At 38.5% G+C, this 23,698-nt stretch carries 10 protein-coding genes and 3 tRNA genes; 5 read left to right on the top strand and 8 right to left on the bottom strand.

All coding sequences use genetic code 11. The features are described from left to right. The first annotated feature begins 91 nt into the window (after positions 1–91). The 3 genes from BKM32_RS09640 (at position 92) to BKM32_RS09650 (ending at position 5,971) form a co-directional block, all read left to right on the top strand. Positions 92–2,869 (top strand): bifunctional aconitate hydratase 2/2-methylisocitrate dehydratase, encoded by a 2,778-nt coding sequence (locus BKM32_RS09640; RefSeq protein WP_076663611.1) that lies wholly within the window; start codon positions 92–94, stop codon positions 2,867–2,869. A 174-nt stretch (positions 2,870–3,043) separates the two neighbouring features. Further along, a complete protein-coding gene (locus tag BKM32_RS09645; RefSeq protein WP_076663612.1) occupies positions 3,044–5,314 on the top strand; it encodes an aconitate hydratase in 2,271 nt (756 codons plus the stop codon). A gap of 90 nt (positions 5,315–5,404) precedes the next feature. Next, positions 5,405–5,971, top strand: a complete 567-nt coding sequence (locus BKM32_RS09650) for a TlpA disulfide reductase family protein (protein ID WP_076663613.1) — start codon at positions 5,405–5,407, stop codon at positions 5,969–5,971. A 66-nt stretch (positions 5,972–6,037) separates the two neighbouring features. On the opposite strand, the gene BKM32_RS09655 is transcribed toward BKM32_RS09650, so the two are convergent. From BKM32_RS09655 to BKM32_RS09665, 3 genes are all read right to left on the bottom strand, one after another. After that, positions 6,038–6,110 (bottom strand) — tRNA-Lys (locus tag BKM32_RS09655). Positions 6,111–6,160: 50 nt separating this feature from the next. After that, positions 6,161–6,244: transfer RNA gene (locus tag BKM32_RS09660), tRNA-Leu, on the bottom strand. A 52-nt stretch (positions 6,245–6,296) separates the two neighbouring features. Next, a tRNA-Lys gene (locus BKM32_RS09665) sits at positions 6,297–6,369 on the bottom strand. A 117-nt stretch (positions 6,370–6,486) separates the two neighbouring features. Here BKM32_RS09665 and BKM32_RS09670 point away from each other — a divergent pair. Beyond that, positions 6,487–7,014, top strand: a complete 528-nt coding sequence (locus BKM32_RS09670; RefSeq protein ID WP_253187445.1) for a shikimate kinase — start codon at positions 6,487–6,489, stop codon at positions 7,012–7,014. A gap of 10 nt (positions 7,015–7,024) precedes the next feature. On the opposite strand, the gene BKM32_RS09675 is transcribed toward BKM32_RS09670, so the two are convergent. Next, positions 7,025–7,528 carry a phosphoribosyltransferase domain-containing protein gene (locus BKM32_RS09675; protein WP_076663614.1) on the bottom strand — a complete coding sequence of 168 codons (504 nt, stop codon included), beginning with the start codon at positions 7,526–7,528 and terminating at the stop codon, positions 7,025–7,027. A 51-nt stretch (positions 7,529–7,579) separates the two neighbouring features. Beyond that, the gene (locus BKM32_RS09680; protein WP_076663615.1) at positions 7,580–7,954 is read right to left on the bottom strand and encodes an RNA-binding S4 domain-containing protein; all 375 of its coding nucleotides are present in this window, start codon (positions 7,952–7,954) and stop codon (positions 7,580–7,582) included. Between the two features lie 198 nt (positions 7,955–8,152). Here BKM32_RS09680 and BKM32_RS09685 point away from each other — a divergent pair, with 198 nt between their 5' ends. Beyond that, positions 8,153–9,085, top strand: a complete 933-nt coding sequence (locus BKM32_RS09685; protein ID WP_076663616.1) for an FKBP-type peptidyl-prolyl cis-trans isomerase — start codon at positions 8,153–8,155, stop codon at positions 9,083–9,085. An 82-nt stretch (positions 9,086–9,167) separates the two neighbouring features. Here the strand turns inward: BKM32_RS09685 and BKM32_RS09690 are convergent, their stop codons facing one another. The 3 genes from BKM32_RS09690 to BKM32_RS09700 all read right to left on the bottom strand — a co-directional run. Beyond that, the gene (locus BKM32_RS09690) at positions 9,168–9,428 is read right to left on the bottom strand and encodes a T9SS type A sorting domain-containing protein (RefSeq protein WP_076663617.1); all 261 of its coding nucleotides are present in this window, start codon (positions 9,426–9,428) and stop codon (positions 9,168–9,170) included. A gap of 132 nt (positions 9,429–9,560) precedes the next feature. After that, positions 9,561–17,042, bottom strand: coding sequence for a LamG-like jellyroll fold domain-containing protein (locus tag BKM32_RS09695; RefSeq protein WP_076663618.1), 7,482 nt, complete (start codon positions 17,040–17,042; stop codon positions 9,561–9,563). 256 nt (positions 17,043–17,298) lie between these two features. Then, the coding region (locus BKM32_RS09700; protein WP_123812094.1) for an HYR domain-containing protein at positions 17,299–23,698 on the bottom strand (6,400 nt) is incomplete at its 5' end.

Below are 23,698 nucleotides of genomic sequence, written 5' to 3' on the forward strand. Positions count from 1 at the left end.
TTATAAACGGCTTTGATTTAACAAGAAAATCTGCTTTAAGCAGATGAAATTTAAATCATAAAAAAGCCAATTAAATCATAATACTAATAATATGAATTTATACAACGATTACATCAAGGAGATCGAACAACGAAAAGCTCAGGGGCTTCACCCAAAGCCTATTGACGGAGCTGATTTGTTAAGCGAGATTATTGAACAAATTAAGGATTTGAATAACGAAAATCGCGAAGATTCTCTGAATTTCTTTATTTACAATACGCTTCCAGGAACTACAAGTGCTGCTGGAGTTAAAGCTAAGTTTTTAAAAGAAATTATTCTTGGTGAGTCTGTTGTTGAAGAAATTTCACCAGCGTTTGCGTTTGAGCAATTGTCTCACATGAAAGGAGGGCCTTCTATTGAAGTGCTTTTGGATTTGGCTTTAGGAGAGGATACCGCAATTGCTGCAGAAGCTGCTAAAGTGTTAAAAACTCAGGTGTTTTTATACGATGCTGATACAGCTCGTTTGGAAGTGGCTTTTAAAGCAGGAAACACTATAGCTAAAGAATTGATTGAAAGCTATGCTAAAGCTGAATTCTTTACACAACTTCCTGAGGTGGATGAAGAGATTAAAGTGGTAACCTTTATTGCCGGTGTTGGAGATATTTCTACAGATTTATTGTCTCCAGGTGCCGATGCGCATTCACGTTCAGACCGTGAATTGCATGGCCAGTCTATCTTTGAGCACAACAAAGACATGCAAAAAGCGTTGACTGAATTGAAAGCACAACACCCAGATAAGCGAGTTATGCTTATTGCTGAAAAAGGAACAATGGGAGTTGGATCTTCAAGAATGTCAGGTGTAAATAACGTAGCATTGTGGACAGGTATCGAATCTAGCCCATATGTGCCATTTATCAATATTGCACCGGTAATTGCTGGAACCAATGGAATCTCTCCTATTTTCTTGACGACTGTAGGAGTAACAGGTGGTATTGGTATCGACCTTAAAAACTGGGTGAAGCAAAAAGATGTTGAAGGAAATACGGTTGTAGACGCAAACGGAGATCCAGTTTTAGAGCAAGCCTATTCTGTGGAAACAGGAACAGTGCTTACCATCAACACTAAAGAGAAAAAATTATACAATGGAGATCAGGAATTAATTGATATTTCTGCGTCTCTAACGCCGCAAAAAGTTGAGTTTATCAAAGCAGGTGGATCCTATGCCGTTGTATTTGGTAAAAAATTACAAACATTTGCTGCTAAAGTTTTAGGAATTGAGATTCCTCAAGTATATGCCACTTCCAAAGAAATTTCTGTTGAAGGACAAGGATTAACGGCAGTTGAGAAAATCTTTAATAAAAATGCCGTTGGAACTACGCCGGGTAAAACCTTGCACGCTGGTTCTGATGTTCGTGTTGAAGTAAACATTGTAGGATCTCAGGATACTACTGGATTAATGACGTCTCAGGAATTGGAAGCTATGGCGGCAACGACCATTTCTCCAATTGTTGATGGAGCTTACCAATCTGGATGTCACACGGCTTCTGTATGGGATGATAAATCTAAAGCGAACATTCCTAAGTTGATGAAGTTTATGAATGACTTCGGATTAATTACAGGACGTGATCCTAAAGGTGAATACCATGCAATGACCGATGTAATTCACAAGGTATTAAACGATATTACAGTAAGTGATTGGGACATTATTATTGGTGGAGATTCGCACACACGTATGTCTAAAGGAGTTGCTTTTGGTGCTGATTCTGGTACTGTAGCATTGGCTTTGGCAACAGGTGAGGCGACTATGCCAATTCCACAATCTGTAAAAGTGACCTTCAAAGGAAACATGAGAAGTTTCATGGATTTCCGTGATGTGGTACATGCTACACAACAACAAATGTTGAAGCAGTTTGGTGGTGAAAACGTATTCCAAGGACGTGTAATTGAAGTTCACATTGGAACATTGACTTCTGACCAAGCCTTTACATTTACCGATTGGACTGCAGAGATGAAAGCTAAGGCTTCTATCTGTATTTCAGAAGATGAAACCTTGATCGAATCTTTAGAAATTGCTAGAGACCGTATCCAAATCATGATCGATAAAGGTATGGATAACGAGCCGCAGGTACTTCAAGGTTTGGTTGACAAAGCAAATGCAAGAATTGTAGAAGTTAAAACTGGAATTAAGCCAGCTCTTAGACCAGATGCCAACGCGAAGTATTATGCAGAGGTAGAGATTGACTTAGATGAAATTGCAGAGCCAATGATTGCCGATCCAGATGTAAACAATGAAGATGTTTCTAAGCGTTATACACATGATACCATCAGACCGTTATCTTTCTATGGAGGAACTAAGAAAGTTGATTTAGGGTTTGTGGGATCTTGTATGGTTCACAAAGGAGATATGAAGATTTTAGCTCAAATGTTGAAGAACATTGAAGCGCAACAAGGTAAAGTTGAGTTTAAGGCTCCGTTAGTAGTGGCGCCTCCAACTTACAACATTGTTGATGAGTTGAAAGCTGAAGGAGATTGGGAAGTATTGCAAAAGTACTCTGGCTTTGAGTTTGATGATAATGCGCCTAAAGGATTGGCACGTACAAAGTATGAAAACATGTTATACTTGGAGCGTCCAGGTTGTAACCTGTGTATGGGGAACCAGGAAAAAGCGGAGCCAGGAGACACGGTAATGGCAACTTCTACACGTCTATTCCAAGGAAGAGTTGTAAAGGATTCTGGAGAGAAAAAAGGAGAATCTTTATTGTCATCTACTCCAGTGGTTGTTTTGTCGACTATTTTAGGTAGAACTCCTACAATGGAAGAGTACGAAGCAGCTGTAGAGGGCATTGTATTGACTAGATTTGCACCATCTCAAAAGCAATTGGTATTATAATCATCACAGATTTTAGATATATGAAAAGTCCGAGCGTAATACTCGGACTTTTTTTGTGCCATATATTTTGAGGTTTTTAGTTTGCAAACTGCTGAAGTTTAGGTTTTTCAATAGAGGACTTATTTCGTATATTGTAGACACTTAAAAAATATTCAATAAACAACAAGAAATTTTATGGCATTTGATATAGAAATGATAAAGGATGTTTACTCGAAAATGGCTGAGCGCGTTGATAAGGCACGCAAAGTTGTCGGTAAACCATTGACGCTTTCCGAAAAGATTTTATACTCCCATTTATGGTATGGAACTCCAGAAAAAGCTTTTGTTAGAGGAAAGGATTATGTGGATTTTGCACCGGATAGAATCGCATGTCAAGATGCAACCGCTCAAATGGCCTTATTGCAGTTTATGCAGGCAGGAAAACCAAAGGTGGCAGTGCCTACAACCGTACACTGCGACCACTTGATCCAAGCGAAACAAGGAGCCAAGCAAGATTTAAAGCAAGCCAATGAAACCAGCAAGGAAGTATTTGACTTTTTGGCTTCTGTATCCAATAAATATGGAATTGGGTTTTGGGAACCGGGAGCAGGGATTATTCATCAGGTGGTATTGGAAAATTACGCCTTTCCCGGAGGAATGATGATTGGTACCGATTCGCATACCGTTAACGCAGGAGGATTGGGGATGGTGGCTATTGGAGTAGGAGGAGCCGATGCAGTAGACGTGATGGCAGGAATGGCTTGGGAACTTAAATTTCCAAAATTGATAGGGGTTAAGCTAACAGGAAAATTATCGGGCTGGACGGCGCCAAAGGATGTGATTTTGAAAGTTGCTGAAATCCTTACTGTAAAAGGGGGTACCGGTGCCATTGTGGAATATTTTGGCCCTGGAGCAACCGCTATGTCATGTACTGGAAAGGGGACCATTTGTAATATGGGAGCAGAGATTGGGGCAACCACTTCTACATTTGGGTATGATGAATCTATGGAGCGTTATTTGCGAGCCACAGAAAGAGCTGATGTTGCCGATGCCGCCAATGAAATCAAAGAATACTTGACGGCTGATGCTGAAGTTTATGCAAACCCAGAACAGTACTTCGATCAAGTAATTGAAATCAATCTTTCAGAATTATCACCACTTTTAAATGGACCGTTTACGCCAGATTTGTCCACTACAGCAGGTAAGGAAATGACCGAAAAGGCAAAAGCCAACGAGTGGCCTTTGGCTGTAGAATGGGGATTGATAGGGTCTTGTACCAACTCTTCATATGAAGATTTGTCTAGGGCATCTTCTATTGCGCAACAGGCTTTGGACAAAGGTTTGGTAACAAAGGCAGAATTTGGAATCAACCCAGGGTCTGAGCAGGTGCGTTATACAGCCGAAAGGGATGGCATCCTTTCTATCTTCGAAAAATTGGACGCTAAAATATTTACGAATGCTTGTGGACCATGTATTGGGCAATGGGCGAGATATAGTGATCCTAAAAATGCACCAAAAAACAGTATCATTCACTCTTTCAACAGAAATTTTGCAAAGCGTGCAGATGGAAATCCGAATACGCATGCCTTTGTAGCTTCTCCAGAAATGGTGGCTGCGATTGCCATTGCGGGCCGTTTGGACTTCAATCCCATGACGGATAAGTTAATTAATGAAAATGGAGAAGAGGTGATGTTTGATGAGCCAACAGGATGGGAATTGCCTCCTAAAGGTTTTGAAGTAAAAGAAAATGGTTATGTAGAGCCGGTTGCAGATGGTAGTGGCGTAGAGGTAACAGTAAGTCCAACTTCGGAGCGTTTACAATTATTGGAGCCGTTCACACCTATAGGAGACACAATCACAGGTGCTAAATTGTTGATCAAGGCCTTTGGTAAATGTACTACAGATCATATTTCTATGGCTGGTCCTTGGTTGCGTTTTAGAGGGCACCTTGATAATATTTCCAATAACTGTTTAATTGGTGCCGTGAATGCCTATAACCAACAAACCAACTTTGTGAAAAATCAATTGACAGGTGATTACGGAGGTGTGCCGGATGTTCAGCGCCAATATAAAGCGGCCGGAATTAAAACAATAGTGGTCGGCGACCATAACTATGGTGAAGGTTCTTCTCGTGAGCATGCCGCTATGGAGCCTAGGCATTTAGGAGTGGCAGCTGTATTAGTGAAGTCTTTCGCCCGTATCCATGAAACAAACCTTAAAAAACAAGGAATGCTGGCCTTAACATTTGCAAATGAAAACGATTATGATTTGGTGCAGGAAGATGATACGTTCAACTTTTTGGATTTGAATGAATTTGCTCCAAATAAGCCGTTGAGTATAGAATTGGTACATGCCGATGGCTCAAAGGATGTCATTATAGCCAACCATAGTTATAATGAGGCGCAAATTACTTGGTACAAGGAAGGTTCAGCTCTTAATCTCATTAAAAAGCAAAATGCGGCTTAATTAGTATTGATGTATAAATATCAAAAAGCTCCTAATTCATTTGGGAGCTTTTTTGTTGTAGTGTAATACAAAATATCTCATATTTACATTATGAAATTAAACAAATCTCAAAAGCAAAATATTGTTTTTTTAATACTGTTAGTATTGTTGCTTGTGCCACAAACTAGATTTCCCATTCAATTGCTGTTGAACAAAGGTTTGGCCTTGTTTGGACCTTCGGTACAGGACGTTGAAGATAGGGAGGTGTTGAGCACTTATAATTGGAAGTTAGAGGATAATACCGGTGAAATATTAAATTTTGAAACCTGTAAAGGTAAAGTGGTGTTGGTAAATTTTTGGGCCACTTGGTGTCCTCCCTGTATTGCAGAAATGGATAGTTTGGAAGCGCTTTATGAAACCTACAAAGATGAAGTCGTGTTTATATTTGTAAGCACCGAGGACGATGCTGTGGTTACTGAGTTTTTAAAGAAGAAAGACTATAGTTTTAAGGCGTATAAACCGCTTCAAGCGCCTCCAAATAATTTTGAAGTATCTACTATACCAAGAACATTTTTAATTGATAAGAATGGCGCTATTGTGATTGATAAAACAGGTGCTGCCAATTGGAATAGCGATACCGTTAAAGAGCAGGTAGAAAGTTTGTTAGGAAACGAATAGGCAGTTTTGTCTTTTTGACCAATAGAAACAAAAAAAGTTAAGCATTTCTGCTTAACTTTTTTCTTGTGACCAGGCTGGGGTTCGAACCCAGGACCCTAACATTAAAAGTGTTATGCTCTACCAGCTGAGCTACCTAGTCTTAATATTTTTGAGGTTTTTAACGTCTCTTTCGTGAGCCGTTACATTCTGTGCGCACGAGAAGATTCGAACTTCCACATCCTAATGGATACTAGCCCCTCAAGCTAGCGCGTCTACCGGTTCCGCCACGTGCGCATACGGTCAACTTAATAAAAAAAGTTAAGTTATTCACTTAACTTTTACTTTGTGACCAGGCTGGGGTTCGAACCCAGGACCCTAACATTAAAAGTGTTATGCTCTACCAGCTGAGCTACCTAGTCGTTTTGTAATGCGGGTGCAAATATATGATGATTTATTGGTTTTCCAAACCGTTTTCAAAATAATTTTTCGTTTTTTTGCCCTGTATAGACATATGGTTTTAGAAATCAATATATAACATGATGGAAAAAATATTCTTAATAGGATACATGGGCTCAGGTAAAACCTCAGTTGGTGCTAAATTGGCCGAAATTTTAAACTGCAAATTCTTGGATTTGGATGCATTTATTGAAGAAAGGGAGGAAATGTCCGTAAAAATGTTGTTCAAATTGAAAGGGGAAATTTATTTCAGAAAGGCCGAAACCAAATATCTTCAAGAAATTATCGATCAAAATGAGTCGATGATAGTTTCCTTGGGAGGGGGAACACCTTGTTATGCCAATAATATGGAAAGGATATTATCAGCTACTAATGTAAAGAGTGTGTATTTAAAGGCAACCATTCCTACTTTAACAGATAGATTGTTTACAGAAAAGGAACAGCGCCCAATGATTGCTCATTTGAATTCTAACCAACTTCTTATTGAGTTTATAGGCAAGCATCTTTTTGAGCGTTCCCCATTTTATAGTCAAAGTGAGGTAACGATAATTACCGATGGAAAGTCAATAGATGAAATTGTTGAAGAAGTTTTGAAAGCAGAAGATTGAAGCATCTTGCTTATTGCAAGAATGCTTCATAAGTATCTCCCTCCAAAATCACTTCTACATGCTCTTTAATAGAAGTGGATAGGGAAATGCCTTTGAAATCGGCTTTTACAGGATATTTTTTATGGTTTCTGTTTACCAACACCACAGTTTTGAACTGTTTCAATGGAACATTCAAAAAGTGCTTTACACCGTAGATAAGGGTACTGCCAGAGTTTAAAACATCGTCCACCAATACAATGGATTTGTTGGTGTATTCTTCTTCTTTTAAAGAGGTTTTAACCGCTTCCAAAGGATGTTTTTTGTCAATAATCACTTTGCACAATACCGTTGTAATATCTGAAATTTCATCCAAGGTGGCCTTAAGTTTTTGAGCTAAGAGGTAACCATTGCTATCAATTCCTGCTAAAATGACCTCTTTTTCCGAAACATTGCTTTCATAAATTTGATAGGCAATACGACGAATTTTATGTTGGATTTCCTGATGCGTTAGTATGGTATTTTTTGTGGCAGTCATGGTTTCTGTTGTTTTGTCAAAGATAAAGGAGAAAATTCAAAAAAGGGAAAATCAATCATCATTTTCATCATGGTAGTCTTCTAAATCCCGGCGGTCCTTTTTGGTTGGACGCCCAGTGCCTTTTTTTCTGTAGTAATCCTGCGAATACTTCAAAAGTTCTTTGGCTTCAAATTCTTCCTTAGGGGTTAAATCAGTTCTATAAATGTCTACCAGTTTTGCACCAACACGGTTGGGAGGAATATCGTTCACCCTTAATTTATAGTTGATCTGGTCCTTTCGTAATTCTACAGTATCCGATATAAAAACTTCCCTGCTCGGTTTGGCTACTTGCTCATTGATTTTTATGTGTCCTTTTTTACAGGCTTCTGTTGCAATACTTCTTGTTTTATAGTATCTCACACACCAAAGATATTTGTCAATCCGCATATTAAAATAATAAAAACTACGTTAATCTTTTTGTACAAAAGTATTATAATATTGTATCTTGCGCACTTAAAATTACGCAATATTGTTGTGTTCTGGCTTACAGAATGCACATAGAAAAAGAAAATAACTTAACTACACGATAGGTCTTCAAAACCAACTTTTAAGGTGGCGATGGCTTAAGGTTAAAAAATAAGGCATATGAAATTAAAAAATTACCATGTATTAATACTTGGATTGATTTTGGGATTTGTGTCCTGTAATAAGGATGATGACGGAAGTACTACAGTCGCTGAAAGAGACAGAGTAGAGCAGCAGGTGACAGATAGAGATTCTCTAATGGGGTATTTTGAAACGCACTATTACAATGCTTCTACATTTACCTCTCCTGGAAATTATACGTTGTCTGATTTGGTGATTTCTGAATTGCCAACAGATGATGATGGGAACTATTTGGAATTGCCAGACCCTGAAAACAATACCTTGTTGATTGACGCTGTGGAAACTCATACAACTACCTATCAGGAAACGGAATATGAATACTACATTTTGAGGTTGAACCAAGGAGGAGGGGATATGCCTCATTTTTCGGACAGTGTTTTGGTAAACTATTCTGGAAATACAATGGATGAGGAAGTGTTTGATAGTACCGTAAATGCCGATACTGATTTTGACTTGCTTGGTGTAATTCCGGGATGGAGAGAAGTGTTGCCACAATTCAATGCCTCTACGTCATTTGTTGAAAATGGAGATGGAACGGTTACTTACGAAAACTACGGTTTTGGTGCGATGTTTTTACCTTCAGGATTGGGGTATTTTTCTTCGGCACAAACAGACATTCCTTCTTATTCCAATTTGATTTTTAAGTTTGAATTGTACCAAACCGAGGTGAATGATCACGATAGTGATGGCGTACCTTCTTATTTGGAAGATTTGGATGGAGATAAAGATTTGTACAATGATGACACCGATGAGGATGAAGTACCTAACTTTTTAGATGTAGATGATGATGGAGACGATGTCTTGACAAAGCATGAAGATTTAGATAACGATGGAGATCCAACTAACGACTTAAATGCTGATGGCGTGCCATTGTATTTGGATGAGAACTCCACAGAATCTAATCAAGATTAAGTTTGATTGGATACAACAATTATAAAAAAGAGCCGCTAGTTAGCGGCTCTTTTTATTTTCTATACTGTTTGCTCTTTGTTAATTAAAGATTATTTAGAGCAATTATTTTACTGAATACCCCTTCGGAGCTTTCAATCACTACAACATAAGATTGATTTTCTACTCTAGAAAAAATAAGGCTTGTTTCGTTGCTGTTTAATCTTGTTTTATTAAGAATCCTTTGTCCCAATACATTGTAAACGGAAACATTCTTTAAGTTGGTTCCTTGGGATGCTTTTACTTTTAATTCTTTAGAGAACTTAGAGTAAGTAATTTTAGCTAGATCTATTTGATTGTTTTCCATACTTAGGGTTAATTGGTGGATAATTCCTAGTGTATAAGTTTAATCTGATTTTCAAATATTTTAATGCGCATCATTTAATTATAAAGAAAAAGCAGCCTTTTGTTGGGCTGCTTTTTTTTAGTTAAGGTGTTTTTAATCTAATTTTATAACTACTTTTTTATTGAAAGTACCTTTGTCAGTTACTACTTTAATGATGTAGTTGCCATCTGATACCTTTTTGATTGGAAGTTTAAAATCACTTGCCATATTAGTAGTATTAGTAGCATTCCAAGATTTAACAGTTTGTCCAATAATGTTTGTAAGATAAACTTGTTTTACCTTAATATGATTTGGAGTGTGGATATAAATCTCTTCACTGTTGTTAAGATAGTTTACAATGATATTTTGTAGATTCTTGTCAATTATAGATAGAGAATTATCTTCTTCAAATGTAAGGTAGAATCTATTTTTATAGGTTCCTGCATTTAATTTAATAGAATAGTTGACTTCATTTATTTGAGCATAAGAATCTAATTCTGAGTCATAAATATATAGGTCTATGTCTTCTTTAAAGTTTTTTAATTTTATAAGTGAGATCTCAATATTTCCTTCAGTAACGGTTTCAATAATTAATGGGTATTGTTTAGATGACTCAAACTCTCCTACACCTTGAATGACAAAAGGCTGCTCATTAATTGACCATGAAATATCCGAGGGATAGGAGTCTAAATTTCTAGCATCGTATCCATAATCAAAACTGTCAGTAACTTCAATATCTGAAACAAATCCAAGCAATAAAGTTCTGAAAGTGTTTTCAGGGGTTTTTGCACTGATAAATATCTTTTTGATTGGTGAAGATGAATTAAGACTTTTTTTCTCCTGCACATTTGAATTTCTTAAGAAAATTGATTGGTTAGGGTTTGATTCTCTTTTGAAGGATCTTTGATCATTTTCAAATTTAACATAACCACCCGTACCGTTTTCAACTGAAGTTGTTACAAACCCTTGCGCAACGGGAATGAATTGTCCTGGTTTTAGGTCGGAGCTACCCAAACCACTGATCCAAAAACCATCAGTAGTGAATGATTTAGATGAAACAGGAGGTACCCCCTCATCCAATAAATTATACAAGGCAAAGCCCCCTTCATATTGTTTAAGATTATGCGAAGAGTTTGAATTGTAATGAATCCAGAATTGTAGTGTACCGTCTATAGCATTTGAACTATCGGGGTTAGCATTTGGACCAGGGATATTATCTTTTATAAACTCCAAAGCATCTATGGCTGATGGGTAAGGGTTGCTTAAGAATATTTCATCGCCGGCAGTCAAAGCATTTTCAATAAGTCCGTTATGTGGAGTTCCCTTAAAAACATAGTTTTGGTAGCTTCCATTTGCCCCACTTCCCTTCATAGTGTACCCTATTCCATTTTCGATGTTGCCAGTATTCCCTACCCGAGACCAAACAGAATATGTATTGGCTGTTCCATTGAATTTATTGATCCAATAACTACTCATCGTTATTGGTGATGTTGGAGAAGCATTTTTCCCAGTCGTCCAAACAATAGCTTTAGGATTTGCCGAATCGGTTCCGTCCATGAGTACTGAGCCTACTGAATAATCTGAATTAGAACCTGTGTTTATAGGGCTTACCGGAGACCCCCAATAGTTGTAATTGTAAAGATTTGTAGTTCCTTGTTGATCCCTTTCAATAAAACCTGAACTAGCTACTTCCAGAACACTGCCTTCATCCTGTACTAATTGAGATTCTCCTACAAGATCTATGCTGCCATTTAATTTTAAATAATGTGTAATTCTTAAACCTTGCCCATCATTAGTCTCGTCTTGAGGAGTACTAGGATCGGCTATGGTGAGTTCTCCTGAGTTGTTCAATAAACCTAATAGTGTAATGTCTTTATTGCCTGAAGAAATATTGTGGTCGGTTACTACAATGTTCCAATCAATGGAAGAACCATTTACACCGGTCCCATTAGGATAATCCCAAACACTGTCTCCATATAACCATGGAGTGGTATTGGATGTATCTGTCCAAATTCCGTCGGACTTTGATTTATAAGGAATAGGAGCAGATTCTTCTTGCCATGTTGTAATGTTTCTAAGTTTTCCATTGAAAGATGTTGAGGTATTTCCGGTTAAGAATCCATTGGTAACATCTGTCGCTTGGTCCATATGGTAGTAGGCCGTTAGGTCACTCCAAGATAAACCAGGGATTTCTTGAGGTATAATTAAGCCTCTTACAGCTCCTGCATTATTCTCGATTTCCTGATTCATCATTAATTTAAGTTGGTCTTGAGTAAGGGCGATATCCCAAATACGTAACTCATCCATCCAGCCTTTAAAATAGTTGACAGGTTTAAATGGAGGAGTAGTGGTTTGATCCATGGCACCAACAATAAATTCTCTCGAGTTGGATGTAGGAGCAGTACCATTGGCGCTGTTTACTTCAATACCATCTATGTATAGTTTGTAAGTTGAGCCGCTAAAGGTTACTGCAATGTGGTACCAACGTTGTGTACTTACTTGATAAGGAGAAATCAAGCTGTTGCCATTCCATCTAAAGGATATAGTGTTGTTAACCAATCTAAGGTCGTAACCCGTAGAAAGGGTGCCAGCATCCCTTTTTGAGAGAATTGTTTGAGTGTTACTGGAAACACTACCAGGTTTCACCCAAACACTTAAACTGAATGGACCAGTTAGGTCATAATGATTATTGAAGGTGATGTTGTCATTTACTCCGTCAAAATCCAAGGTGCTACATTCCGATAAGGTAATTTGAACATCATCCGTTTTAGCAGGGCAACTTCCGCTGCTAATAGTCCATCTTAAAACATAAGTCCCAACCATATCACCAGAAAAGGAAGCGTTTGGCTGATTGACATCTGTAAAGGTTGTAGATGCCCCTGCAGGTGCGGAAATCAATGACCAAGAACCAGTACCAATCCTAGGAGTATTGGCATTTAACAAGGCAGTATCCAAACCGCAATTCAAAGTTTGATCAGCTCCGGCATTGGCATTGGTCAAGTTTTGAGATTGTGTGATAGTAATTGTTTTGGTAATTTGACATCCTTCAGCGTCTTCAATAATTACCTCATAGTTTCCGGCTGTTAAGTTGTTGGCCACAGAAGTATTTTGTACAGGGGAAGTGTTCCATGTATATTCATAAGGAGCAGTACCTCCTGATACAGATACAGATGCTGAACCATCATTAAATCCATAGCAGGAAACATTATTTCCACTAATGGTGGAGGTTAATTCGACTGGTTCATTTACGGTTGCTGAAGCAGTGGTTGTACAACCATTGGCATCAGTAATTGTAACCGAATAAGTTCCAGCTGAAAGTCCAGATGCTGTAGCTGTTGTTTGAACAGGAGAAGTATTCCAGGAATAGGTGTATCCTGGGGTTCCATTTTCCACCGTTACCGTAACATAACCATTGGAGGCATTGTAACAGGATGCATCAAAAGCTTCTGCTGTAGCCGCTAATTGGGATGGTTGTGTAATGGTAACCGATTTAATTTCTTGACAACCATTGTTATCTGTAACCGTTACAGTATAAGATCCTGCACTTAAGTTTGATGCAATTTGGGTTGTTTGACCATTGGACCATACATATGAATAAGGAGCAGTTCCTCCTGAAGGAGTTGCTGTTGCAGTACCTCCGTTACTTCCAAAGCAAAGAGCAGGAGTTTTAGTCATGCTAACTTGCAATGCATTTGGTTGCGATAGAGTCACTGAATTTGAAACCGAGCACCCATTGGCATCGGTAACAATAACAGAATAATTTGTGTTTGCAACTAGTCCATTAGCGGTTTGTGAGGTTTGTCCATTAGACCATTGGTAGGTGAAAGGACTTATACCTCCACTGGTAACCGAAACAGTTGCAGAACCATTTGTGGACCCAAAACAAGTTGGATTTGTAGAGGTAATATTCGTTAGAATTTCTTCTGGGTCTTCTAAGGTAACATTTGTTTCAAATGTACATCCATTACTATCTGTAATGTTTACCGTGTAAGTTCCTTCAGGTAAGCTGGTTGCAGTGGCGGTTGTTTGACCATTGGACCATACATAGAAGTAAGGTGCTGTTCCGCCGGATGGAGTCGCTGTGGCCGTTCCATTATTGCCATTTAAACAAGATATGTCCTCTCCGTTGTAATTACTGGAAACATTGGCTGTTGCGGTTAATAGGGCGGGTTCTGTAATAACAGCATTAGCAGTTGTAATAGTACCTGCAGCATCAGTTACCGTTACGGAATAGGTTCCAGCTGGAACATTGGAAATAGTATCACTTGTAACACCGTTGGACCATAAATAGGTATAAGGAGCTTCACCTCCAGTGGCGTTCACGGTAGCTGCACCTGTTGAATTGCCGTTACAATCTACAGGAGTAGTTTGGGCTACGGCAGCCAATGGAGCAATTACAGTAATTGCATCACTTGCACAATTACATTTTGGTTTTGACGGCAAACAGTCTGAATCTTCGTGCTGTTTCCAAGAATAAAGTAATCCTGTTAAAGTGATTTGATTTCCACAGATATAGTCATCATCCAAGAGAAGTTGTCCTTGGCTACTTGTGGGGACAGGTTGTCCTTGATACAAGCAGTCTTCAATATACTGAGAAGTAGTTAGACCTGTTAGGGCATCTTTTACCTCATATCCAACAATTACATATAAGTTATATTTCGGTTTGGCGGAACTTGGCGTAGTAAACCATACGTAGACAGATATGGCTGTTCCACCAGTACATTCTTCAATTGGATTACCATCTTCATCACCAATATAAAAATCACCAATAACAAAATCATTTGAATTACATTGTGAACAGTCCACATTATAGGTATAACAAATTCCCAAATTATGAGATTGTTTTATGGTTGTGCGTTGGCCAGAAGCATCTGTTACGGATAGGGTTATTACTTTGTCACCTGCAGTAGCATATTTCACAGTTTGTGTACCACTATAAATTCCAGGAGATGTTTGAGAATCTGTTCCAAAATTCCATGTAAGGGTAAAGGGAGCAATACCTCCTGAAATATTTGGAACAATTGTTAAGGTTTCTAAATCATCGATATCCACACATTCAGATGAGGTTGTCATGGATGCGCTTAAAGGATCACCAATATATACAGTTGAGGAAGAAGTACATCCGCTTTCATCAGTAATGGTTACTGTATAAGTTCCTGAGGACAACCCCGAAATAGATGAGGTAGTTTCTCCATTACTCCAAAGATAGGTGTAGGGGGCATCACCTCCAGAAGGTGTTACAGAGGCCGAACCATTTGAAGCTCTATCTCCTGTCGTGTTTGTCCAAGTAGTTGATACCGTAAGTTCTGTTGGAGCTGCATTTGTGATACTAGTTGGAGAAGAAGAACATCCGCTACTGTCTGTAACCGTTACTGTATAGGTTCCAGCTGGCAAATCAGAAATGGTCTGTGTAGTTGCACCTGTATTCCATAAGTATGAATAGGGAGCCGTTCCTCCTAAGGGTGTTGCAGTAGCACTTCCTCCTGTATTTGAACCATTTATTAGGCATCCTTCAGTTCCAGAAACATTTACTGTTACAAGGGCCGGTTCAGTTACATTAAATTCTATTAATTCCTGACAGCCATTGCTGTCGGTTATTGTTACTATATGATATCCTGCAGATAAATTAGATACTGAATCTGTTGTTGCTGATTCAGCAGAAATACTCCATTGATAGGAGTATGGGGGCATTCCTCCGGATACAGATACACTAGCAGCCCCATCCGACTCCCCATTACAGGTAGGAGAGGTGTAGGAACCTGAACCAACTAAAGGGGACGGCTCAGAAATAAAAACAGTTCTTGTTTTGCTACAACCGTTAGAGTCGGTTACTAACACTTCATAGCTCCCTTTAGATAGGTTAAAGGCAGTAGGTCCAGTTTGGGTGGGAGTTGTGTTCCATATATATGTATATGGCGGAACTCCTCCTGAAGGATTAACCGTAATGGATCCATCATTTAAACCATGACAAGATACATCTGTATTAGTAAAAGGTATACTTATTTGAGGTGGTTGAGTGATATGGATATTATCAATAGTTTGACACCCAGAACTATCGGTTATTCTAATTGTATAATATCCATGGGATAAATTGTTAATATCTTTAGCTGAGCTTGAAAATCCAGTAGAATTGGACCACTGATAAGTGTAGGGAGGAGTCCCTCCAATGGGCGTGACACTTATACTTCCATCTGATCCAAATTTACAGGATACATTAGTTTGGTCATCGAAACGAACAGAAAGTAATTGGGGTTGGGTAATTTCTACGTTTGTAGAAATGCTACATTCATTAGAGTCAGTAATAGTCACCGAATGTATACCTGCCTCCAAATTATTGGCTGTAGCACCATTTTCCCCATTGTCCCAAGTATATGAGTAAGGGGCAGTACCTCCAGATACATTTACAGTAGCCTCACCATCTGATTTCCCATTACAACTTACTTGAGAAATTTGTGTTGATGTAGCTGAAAGTGCTTCAGGTTCTTCGATAGTCACATAACAAGAAGTTGAACAGCCATTAGCGTCTGTAACATTAACGGTATAAGTGCCTGCAGCAAGGGCATTAGGATTTTTTCCGTTCCAATCTACAGTAATAGGAGCAACTCCTCCAGAGATATTCAAATTAGCAATTCCATCATTATTTCCAGAGCAACTTACGTGTTGAGTGACCGTTACATTACAGCTTATTTCTTGAATGGTAATTTTTTGTTTGGCTATATATACAATTCCGTTTCCATAATCAAAATTCCAATCTATGGAATAGGTGCCATTGGAATCATAGGTTGTAGGTGATGAGGTTGTTCCCGTAATCGCGCCTCCACAGTTATCTGTTGCTATAGGAGCTGTAACCGAGTAATCACATCCCCAAGTTATATCTTTCATCCCTGAGATTGTTGGGGACTCAATATCCGTAACGACAACGTCAAATTCACAAAGATCTATAAGACCATTACTATCTGCTTCAACTATTACTGTAGTAGTTCCTATAGGGAAATTATAAGGAAACGCAGTAATTATTTCTCCCGAGTCAGATATGGTATAGGTAATGTTTTGAGAACAATTGTCTTCTGCATAAGCCACAAAGCTTAGGGAAGCAGTACAAAGTCCAGGATCTGTATCAAAATTTCCTCCTAAAGAAGAACAATCCAATACCGGGGGGATATTGTCAACTACAGTTATGGAGCTAGTACATTCTTCTAAAATAACTGAAGTGTCAGTACTTAAAACAAGTGATAAAGTCACGTCTATAATACCAATATGATCACAAGTTATTTGAGCTGGAGATATAATTAATTCTTTATCAGGATCATTGTCGTATAAACCGGAAGTCTCTATGTCTTCTGGGTTAATTGTGGCTTCTCCATTTTCATCCAATTCAACCACAAATCCGGTAATACAGGAAATTGTATCTAGAGGTGCGTAAAATAATGAACTGCCACTAGTGGGTACAGTTATATTGGTACCTGTTTCTTCAAAAACGATAGAAACATTGTCTAAACTGATGTAATTGAAAAGTTGATTGGTTTTGGCTTCTAAAAGGTTGGTTGTTAATGTAAAAAGGACCAACTGGACAAGGCAGAGGTAGTTTTTTATCATATAAATAATTTGTTTGAAATTAGGGGATAGCAAAGTATTCTCTTAAAAGAGATTAGATAATTAGAGCGGATTCCTATATTATCTTTCATTGTGTGAGTATGCACAAAAATACATTTATATAGACCAAATATATAAAATATTCGATGAATTGCTATTTTTTTTCTTTATATGTAAGTAATTTTTGAAATAAAAGCAACATTAAAAAAGCAACCAAAATAAAATGGTTGCTTTTTTAATGTATATAGTGAAATATTGGTTATTGCTTAATGATGGCCTTCTTATTAAAGACTCCTCGATCTGTGACTATTTTTATGATATAGTTGCCATCCGAGATATTTTTTATGGGAATTTTAAAATCATTCGAAATGGAGATGTTTGTGGGGTTCCATGATTTTACTGTTTGTCCAATAATATTAGTAAGGTAAACTTGTTTGACATTTAGGCTTTCTGGTGTCTTAATGTGTATCTCTTTGCTATTATGTAAATAGTTAATTGTAACACTTTGATGTTTATAATCTTCAATGGCTAAAGCGTTTTTGTCTTGAAAAGCAATAAAAAATCTATTCGTGTATTCCCCTTTATTCAAGACAGTTTGAAAACTAATATCATTGATTGGTGAAAATGTACCCATAAGGGAGTCATATAAATATACATTAATATCCTCATTGAAGTTTTTCAATTCCAAAAGTGAAATTTCGATAGTTCCTGAAGTAGCAATGTCAACAATTAATGGATATTGTTTGGTGAAATTAAATTCACCCACACCTTGAATAACAAAAGGTAGCTCATTGATTGACCATGAAATGTCAGATGGATATGAGTCTAGATTTCTAGCATCGTATCCATAATCGAAGCCGTCAGTAACAATAGCATTGGAAACAAACCCTAGTAACAATGTTCTAATAGCTCCTTCAGGTGTTTTAGCACTAAGAATGATTTTTTTTATTGGATCAGAAGATGAGTTTTGATTTTGCTTCTCTTGGTTATTGACTTGTCTTAGGAAAATAGATTCGCTAGGATTGGATTCTCTTTTAAAGAATCTTTGGTCATTTTCAAATTTGACATCTCCCCCCATACCTTCTTCAACAGCGGTTGTTACAAATCCCAGTCCAACAGGAATAAACTGTCCAGGTTTTAAATCGGAACTTCCCAATCCACTGATCCAATAACCATCTGTAGAGATATTCTGGGACGATACAGGAGGCACTCCTTCATTTAATAAATTATACAAGGCAAAACCACCTTCATATTCTTGTAAGTTATGAGAATTGTTTGTGTTGTAGTGGATCCAGAATTGTAATGTTCCGTCTATTGAGTTTGAGCTACCGGGGTTTGCATTCGGTCCTGGGATATTATCTTTAATAAATTCCAAGGCATCTATTGAGGAAGGATATGGATTGCCTAAGAAGATTTCATCGTTTACGGCTAAAGGATTTTCAATTAATCCATTATGAGGAATTCCTTTAAAGACATAGTTTTGGTATTCATTGCTAGTTCCGCTACCTTTCATAGTAAATCCACTTCCCGTTTCTATACTACCGGTATTACCTACTCGATACCAGGTGGAATAGGTATTTGCTGCTCCATTAAATTTATGAATCCAGCGACTACTCATGGTTATTGGAGAAGTTGGAGCTGCATCATGGCCACTTGTCCATGTGATGGTCTTGGGGTTTGAAGAGTCTGTCCCATCAAAAAGTACTGCGCCTACAGAATAATCAGCATTGAGTCCTGAATTTATAGGGCTTACAGGAGAGCTCCAATAATTGTAATTATATTTATTATATGTTCCCTGTTGGTCTCTTTCTATAAACCCACTACTTGTAGGATCCAAAACACTTTCATTCAATTGATCGGTATTGTATCTTTTTTGAACTAATTGAGATTCCCCTATAAGGTCAATTTGTCCATTTAATTTTAGATAATGGGTTATCCATAAGCCATGGCCTAAGTTGGTTTCGTCTTGGGTTCCTGTATCGGTTATTGTAATTTTTCCAGTATTTACCAATAGTCCTAATAATGTTAAATCTTGAGTGTTACTGATAACATTATGAGAGCTTTTCACTATATTCCAGTCAATTTTTTCACCATTAATTCCGGAACTATTGGGGTAATCCCAAACGGTATAATGTAGCCATGGAGAGGCCGTGTTAGCGGTATTATTCCAATTTCCAGCCTTGGATGTCAAATAGGGTAAAGGAGCTGTTTGTTGTTGACTAGAAGTAATGTTTCTCAATCTTCCACTTACACCTTTGTATGCTGATAGATCTCCACAAACTAGGTTCATCCTATAGTAGCCCGTTAGGTTATCCCATAATAAAGAATCGTCATCAATTCCGTCGTTATCATAATCAGGACCAGAAATTTTGTCGGTTATTACAACTCCTCCAACATCAGATCCCAAAGCTTGAATTTCCTGATTCATCATCTGGTGGATGTGTTCAGAATTTAAGGATTTGTTCCAAATTCGTAATTCATCAACCCAACCGTGGAAATAGTTTGTTGGAGTCTTAGGATTTGCTCTATCCATGGCACCTAAAAGCGCCTCTATATTGCCGCTGGTATTATCAGGTGCAGCACCACTTGAAGTTCCTAGTTTTATTCCGTCAACGTAAAGACTATACAATGAACCATCAAAAGTAACAGCCAAGTGGTACCATCTATTGGTACTGATTTTATTTCCATTTGAGGTTACAGATCCACTTCCTGAAGCATTACTCCAACTGAATATTATTTCTCCATTTAGTATACTTAAATCATAGCCACTTGTTTTGCTTTCGGCATCTTTTCTTGAAAAAACAGTTCTGGTGCCATCAATTGAATTTGGCTTTGCCCAAATTTCTATACTAAACTCAGAGTTTAAATTGTAATTGTTTTTAAAAGTAACGTAGTCGTTATAACCATCGAAGTCTATAGTTGGACAATCTTTAATTACAACATTCACTTCATCAAAACATCCATTGTCTAATGTCCATCTTAATGTGTATGTTCCTGGGTCAGCTGTAAAAATGGCATCAGGGTCTGAATCACTTGAGAATACTGCAGATGTTCCACAGGATTCAAAGCTAGAGTTAATAACACTCCAAGTTCCTCCCATACCAGTACCTAAATAATCTGTATCCCCATTGATAGTGTTAGGAACAACATATAGGTTTTCAGTCCAAGCTCCTTTGGCATGATTTTGAACAGCTGTTTTACTATTGTCATAGGCGTTGAGCTGAAGTGTATTTTCCCCACATTCACTATCTAGAGGAGAGTAATCTTTTCCTGCATAAGCTAAACTAGTTTCTATATCAATAAATTCGGTACCATCATCGTTATTGGTCCTACATCCATTTACCAGAGATGTAACACCATATGTTCTAATTCCTGGAGTAATTGGGGTTACAGTTGCTGTGGAACCAACAGCGATTACATTATTGTCTTCGTCTGTCCATTCCAACTCCTCTTCCACATAGGCATATGCAAACCCTACTTTATCTACGGCCCAACCACTGGATAGGTCTGTACCTTTTCCTTTTCCTCCACAGCTTACATTGTTGGGATTTTGAAAATAACTGTTGTCAATTGTTCCACATGAGTCCCCTCCAAAGAACTTAAACATTACTCTAAGACCTGAAAGCCCTGCATAAGGTCCTAAATCTATTGAGGCAGGAACCATTCGTGGAGATGTTTGGCCTATACAGCCGGCATTACCTGTTCCTTCAGCCAAAACTACTCCAGATGTTGTAGGTTCGCCATCTTGTGAGTCGAAATCATAATTTTCTATTGTAGATAATTGAACGGTGTAAGTGTTTCCCGAGTCAAAAGATAGCCAAATTTCCCCATAGCCATTTCCACAAAAGTAGAAGCTAGTGTCAAAGGTTAAAATAGCTTCGCTGGATGTCATTCCAATAGTAGTAAATACAGGTGTTTCTAGAGTTGTATTATTGCTAGCTCCATTTGCCATGGCGAATTTTGTATTATCAGTGGTATCATAATTAATTCCACTAAATATTTGGTTATTGTTAGAGTTGGTTTCTTTCCATGTTGGTTGCGTGGTGGTATTTCCACTTGCCGGGAAGAAGCCATCTTGACCATCTACCCTCCAGCCATCAGGTTGTGCGTAATTAAATTCTCCTCCTTCACCAAATTGACCATTTGGTTGATCAAAAAAGCTAATAGCATTTACAGTTACAGAGTCTCCTAAACATATAAAGGTATTTGTATAGTCGACAATCGTTGGTGGTTCATCGGGTGGTAAAAATCTAACATATACTTCAGCTGTTGTTTTGTAATTGCCACTGTCAGGGTCGATAATATATGCTCTTACAAAAGTATCGTTGGATATATTGGCTAGGATGTAGGTTAAAGTGCCTCCAGAATTTCCTAAAGTATTCCATGTTTCCCCATAATTATAGGATGCTTCCCAATGTACTACATCAGTAGCCTGTAAATTGTATGGAGCAATACCTTGTAAATTGAAGCTTACTTTTACTGCTTCTTGTGATTCTCCAGGACAGGCCGTAACCTCTACTAATGGCCCAGGAGGTTGTGGATTGTCCGGAATAGGATCAATAATTTCGCCTGTGATATAAGTGAACAAATTCTTAGGAGGTTCAACAGTGATTGTAGGTGTGCAGGTGCTTACGTTGCCGTTTATATCAGTAATTGTTAAAGTAGTTGTTGTGGTGTACAATAGGCCGTCTTCAGCTTCTTTAAACACATTGGGGGATACTGTCATGGAGGCAATACCACAAGCGTCATAAGATCCGTTGTCTACATCTTCAGGTTCAATGAAGGCGTCTCTAGTAATGGCGTCCAATACTACTACAAAATCATTGCATTGCATTGTTGGGGGAGTTTCATCTACAACCGTCACTATTGCAGTACAGCTATCACTGTTTCCTGCATTATCATAAGCTGTAAAAATAACTGTATTAGCCCCTACATTACTACAGTTAAAAGAACTTGGGTTAACCGTCATGTTTGCTACTCCACAATTGTCTGTAGATCCATTGTTAATATTGTCAGCAAAAATATTGACGGTTCCATTCGGACTTAAAATAGCGGTGTAATTCTGGCAAGAGGCAATTGGAGCTTCATTATCCGAAGGAATAACTTCAAAAGAACAGGTGCTTATATTGTTTGAACTGTCAGTTGCAGTAAGTGTTACAGTTACAGCCCCATTTAACAAAGATCCGGAAAGTGGGCTTTGAGTTACAACTACATTGTTATCACAGTTGTCAGAAGTGGAAGCAAGAGAGGTGTAATCTTGAAGTGTAAATTGGCAGTTGTTTTCAAAACTTACGTTTTGATCTGGAGGGCAGCTAATATTGGGGTTTTCGTTGTCTTCAATTGTGATGGTTTGGGAGCATTGCGTTGAATTTCCAGCATTATCCGTGGCAATCCAAGTTATTGTAGTGTCTCCAATAGGAAATACATAGCTTGAAGGAGAGATGGTTGTTCCTCCAATTTTTGCAATAACTGATTTTACCCCACAATTATCGGAAGTAGAAGGAGTAATTATAGAAACTGTAGTTGTACAGTTTCCAGTCCCATCATTGCTGGTTCCAATTGTTAAGTTATTTGGGCAAGTTATTGAAGGTGCTTGGGTATCATTTACAGTTACATTAAAGGAGCATGATGAGTTATTTCCAGAAGCATCAGTTATTGTGTAGGTCACTGTTGTTGTTCCAACAGGGAATATGTCTCCTGAATCATGAGTGCTTGAAATCGTGAAATCTGTACAATTATCATTTCCTGTAGGTTCGGTCCAAGTGGCTGCGGCACCACAAATATTGTTATCGTTTTCTAAAGTAATACTGGCAGGGCATATTATTGTGGGAGTTATAATGTCCTTAACGGTCACGGTAGACGTACAGGTTGAAACCTTTCCGTTGTTGTCCGTTACGGTCAACGTTACGGAGTTGGCACCGATATTCGAACAGTTGAAAGCAGTCTGGTCGATGGCCATGGAAGCGATTCCGCAGGCATCATTGGAACCGTTGTCGATATCCCCGGCAGTGATGGAAGCGTTTCCGCTGCTGTCCAATTGCACGGTGATGTTTTTGCATATTGCCGTTGGAACGACATTATCGTCAACCGTCACGACAGCTGTAGCTGTAGAGGAGTTTCCGTTGCCATCATTGATGGTAAGGGTTACGGTATTGTTCCCAATATCGTTACAGTCGAAAGAGTTGGGGGCAACGCTCACCAGATTGATAGTTCCACAGTCATCGGTGGATCCGTTTTCCACATCTTCAGGGGCAATGGAAGCGTTTCCAGAAGCGTCCAGATAAACGGTAATGTTTTCAGTAACGGCAACAGGTGCTGTAACGTCGTCATAGTTGTATATCTGGGTTGCGTAGCTTGTATTTCCGTTACCGTCAGTAAAAGTCCAGTTGATGGTTGTGGAGCCTCCCTCAACAAAGGATAGGGGTGCGGAAGCAGTCCCTGTCACAGAACCGGTACAGTTGTCAAGGGCCGTTGGAACGGAAAGCGTTCCGTTGCAGTCCACGGTCACCGGGGTTAGGACAGAAGCTGTCACAGGCGCTAAATTGTCGCCAACCGTCACGACAGCTGTAGCTGTAGAGGAGTTTCCGTTGCCGTCATTGATGGTGAGGGTTACGGTATTTTCACCAATATTTGCGCAGTTAAAAGAGTTAGGGGCAACG

The organism is Mangrovimonas sp. DI 80 (assembly GCF_001975575.1).
Classification (GTDB): domain Bacteria; phylum Bacteroidota; class Bacteroidia; order Flavobacteriales; family Flavobacteriaceae; genus Mangrovimonas_A; species Mangrovimonas_A xylaniphaga.

What these genes read in the sequence shown, in the direction of transcription:
- BKM32_RS09690 (WP_076663617.1), bottom strand. Translation starts at nt 9,428, where the DNA reads ATGGAAAACAATCAAATAGATCTAGCTAAAATTACTTACTCTAAGTTC.
- BKM32_RS09695 (WP_076663618.1), bottom strand. Translation starts at nt 17,042, where the DNA reads ATGATAAAAAACTACCTCTGCCTTGTCCAGTTGGTCCTTTTTACATTA.
- BKM32_RS09670 (WP_253187445.1), top strand. Translation starts at nt 6,487, where the DNA reads ATGATGGAAAAAATATTCTTAATAGGATACATGGGCTCAGGTAAAACC.
- BKM32_RS09650 (WP_076663613.1), top strand. Translation starts at nt 5,405, where the DNA reads ATGAAATTAAACAAATCTCAAAAGCAAAATATTGTTTTTTTAATACTG.
- BKM32_RS09680 (WP_076663615.1), bottom strand. Translation starts at nt 7,954, where the DNA reads ATGCGGATTGACAAATATCTTTGGTGTGTGAGATACTATAAAACAAGA.
- BKM32_RS09685 (WP_076663616.1), top strand. Translation starts at nt 8,153, where the DNA reads ATGAAATTAAAAAATTACCATGTATTAATACTTGGATTGATTTTGGGA.
- BKM32_RS09645 (WP_076663612.1), top strand. Translation starts at nt 3,044, where the DNA reads ATGGCATTTGATATAGAAATGATAAAGGATGTTTACTCGAAAATGGCT.
- BKM32_RS09675 (WP_076663614.1), bottom strand. Translation starts at nt 7,528, where the DNA reads ATGACTGCCACAAAAAATACCATACTAACGCATCAGGAAATCCAACAT.
- BKM32_RS09640 (WP_076663611.1), top strand. Translation starts at nt 92, where the DNA reads ATGAATTTATACAACGATTACATCAAGGAGATCGAACAACGAAAAGCT.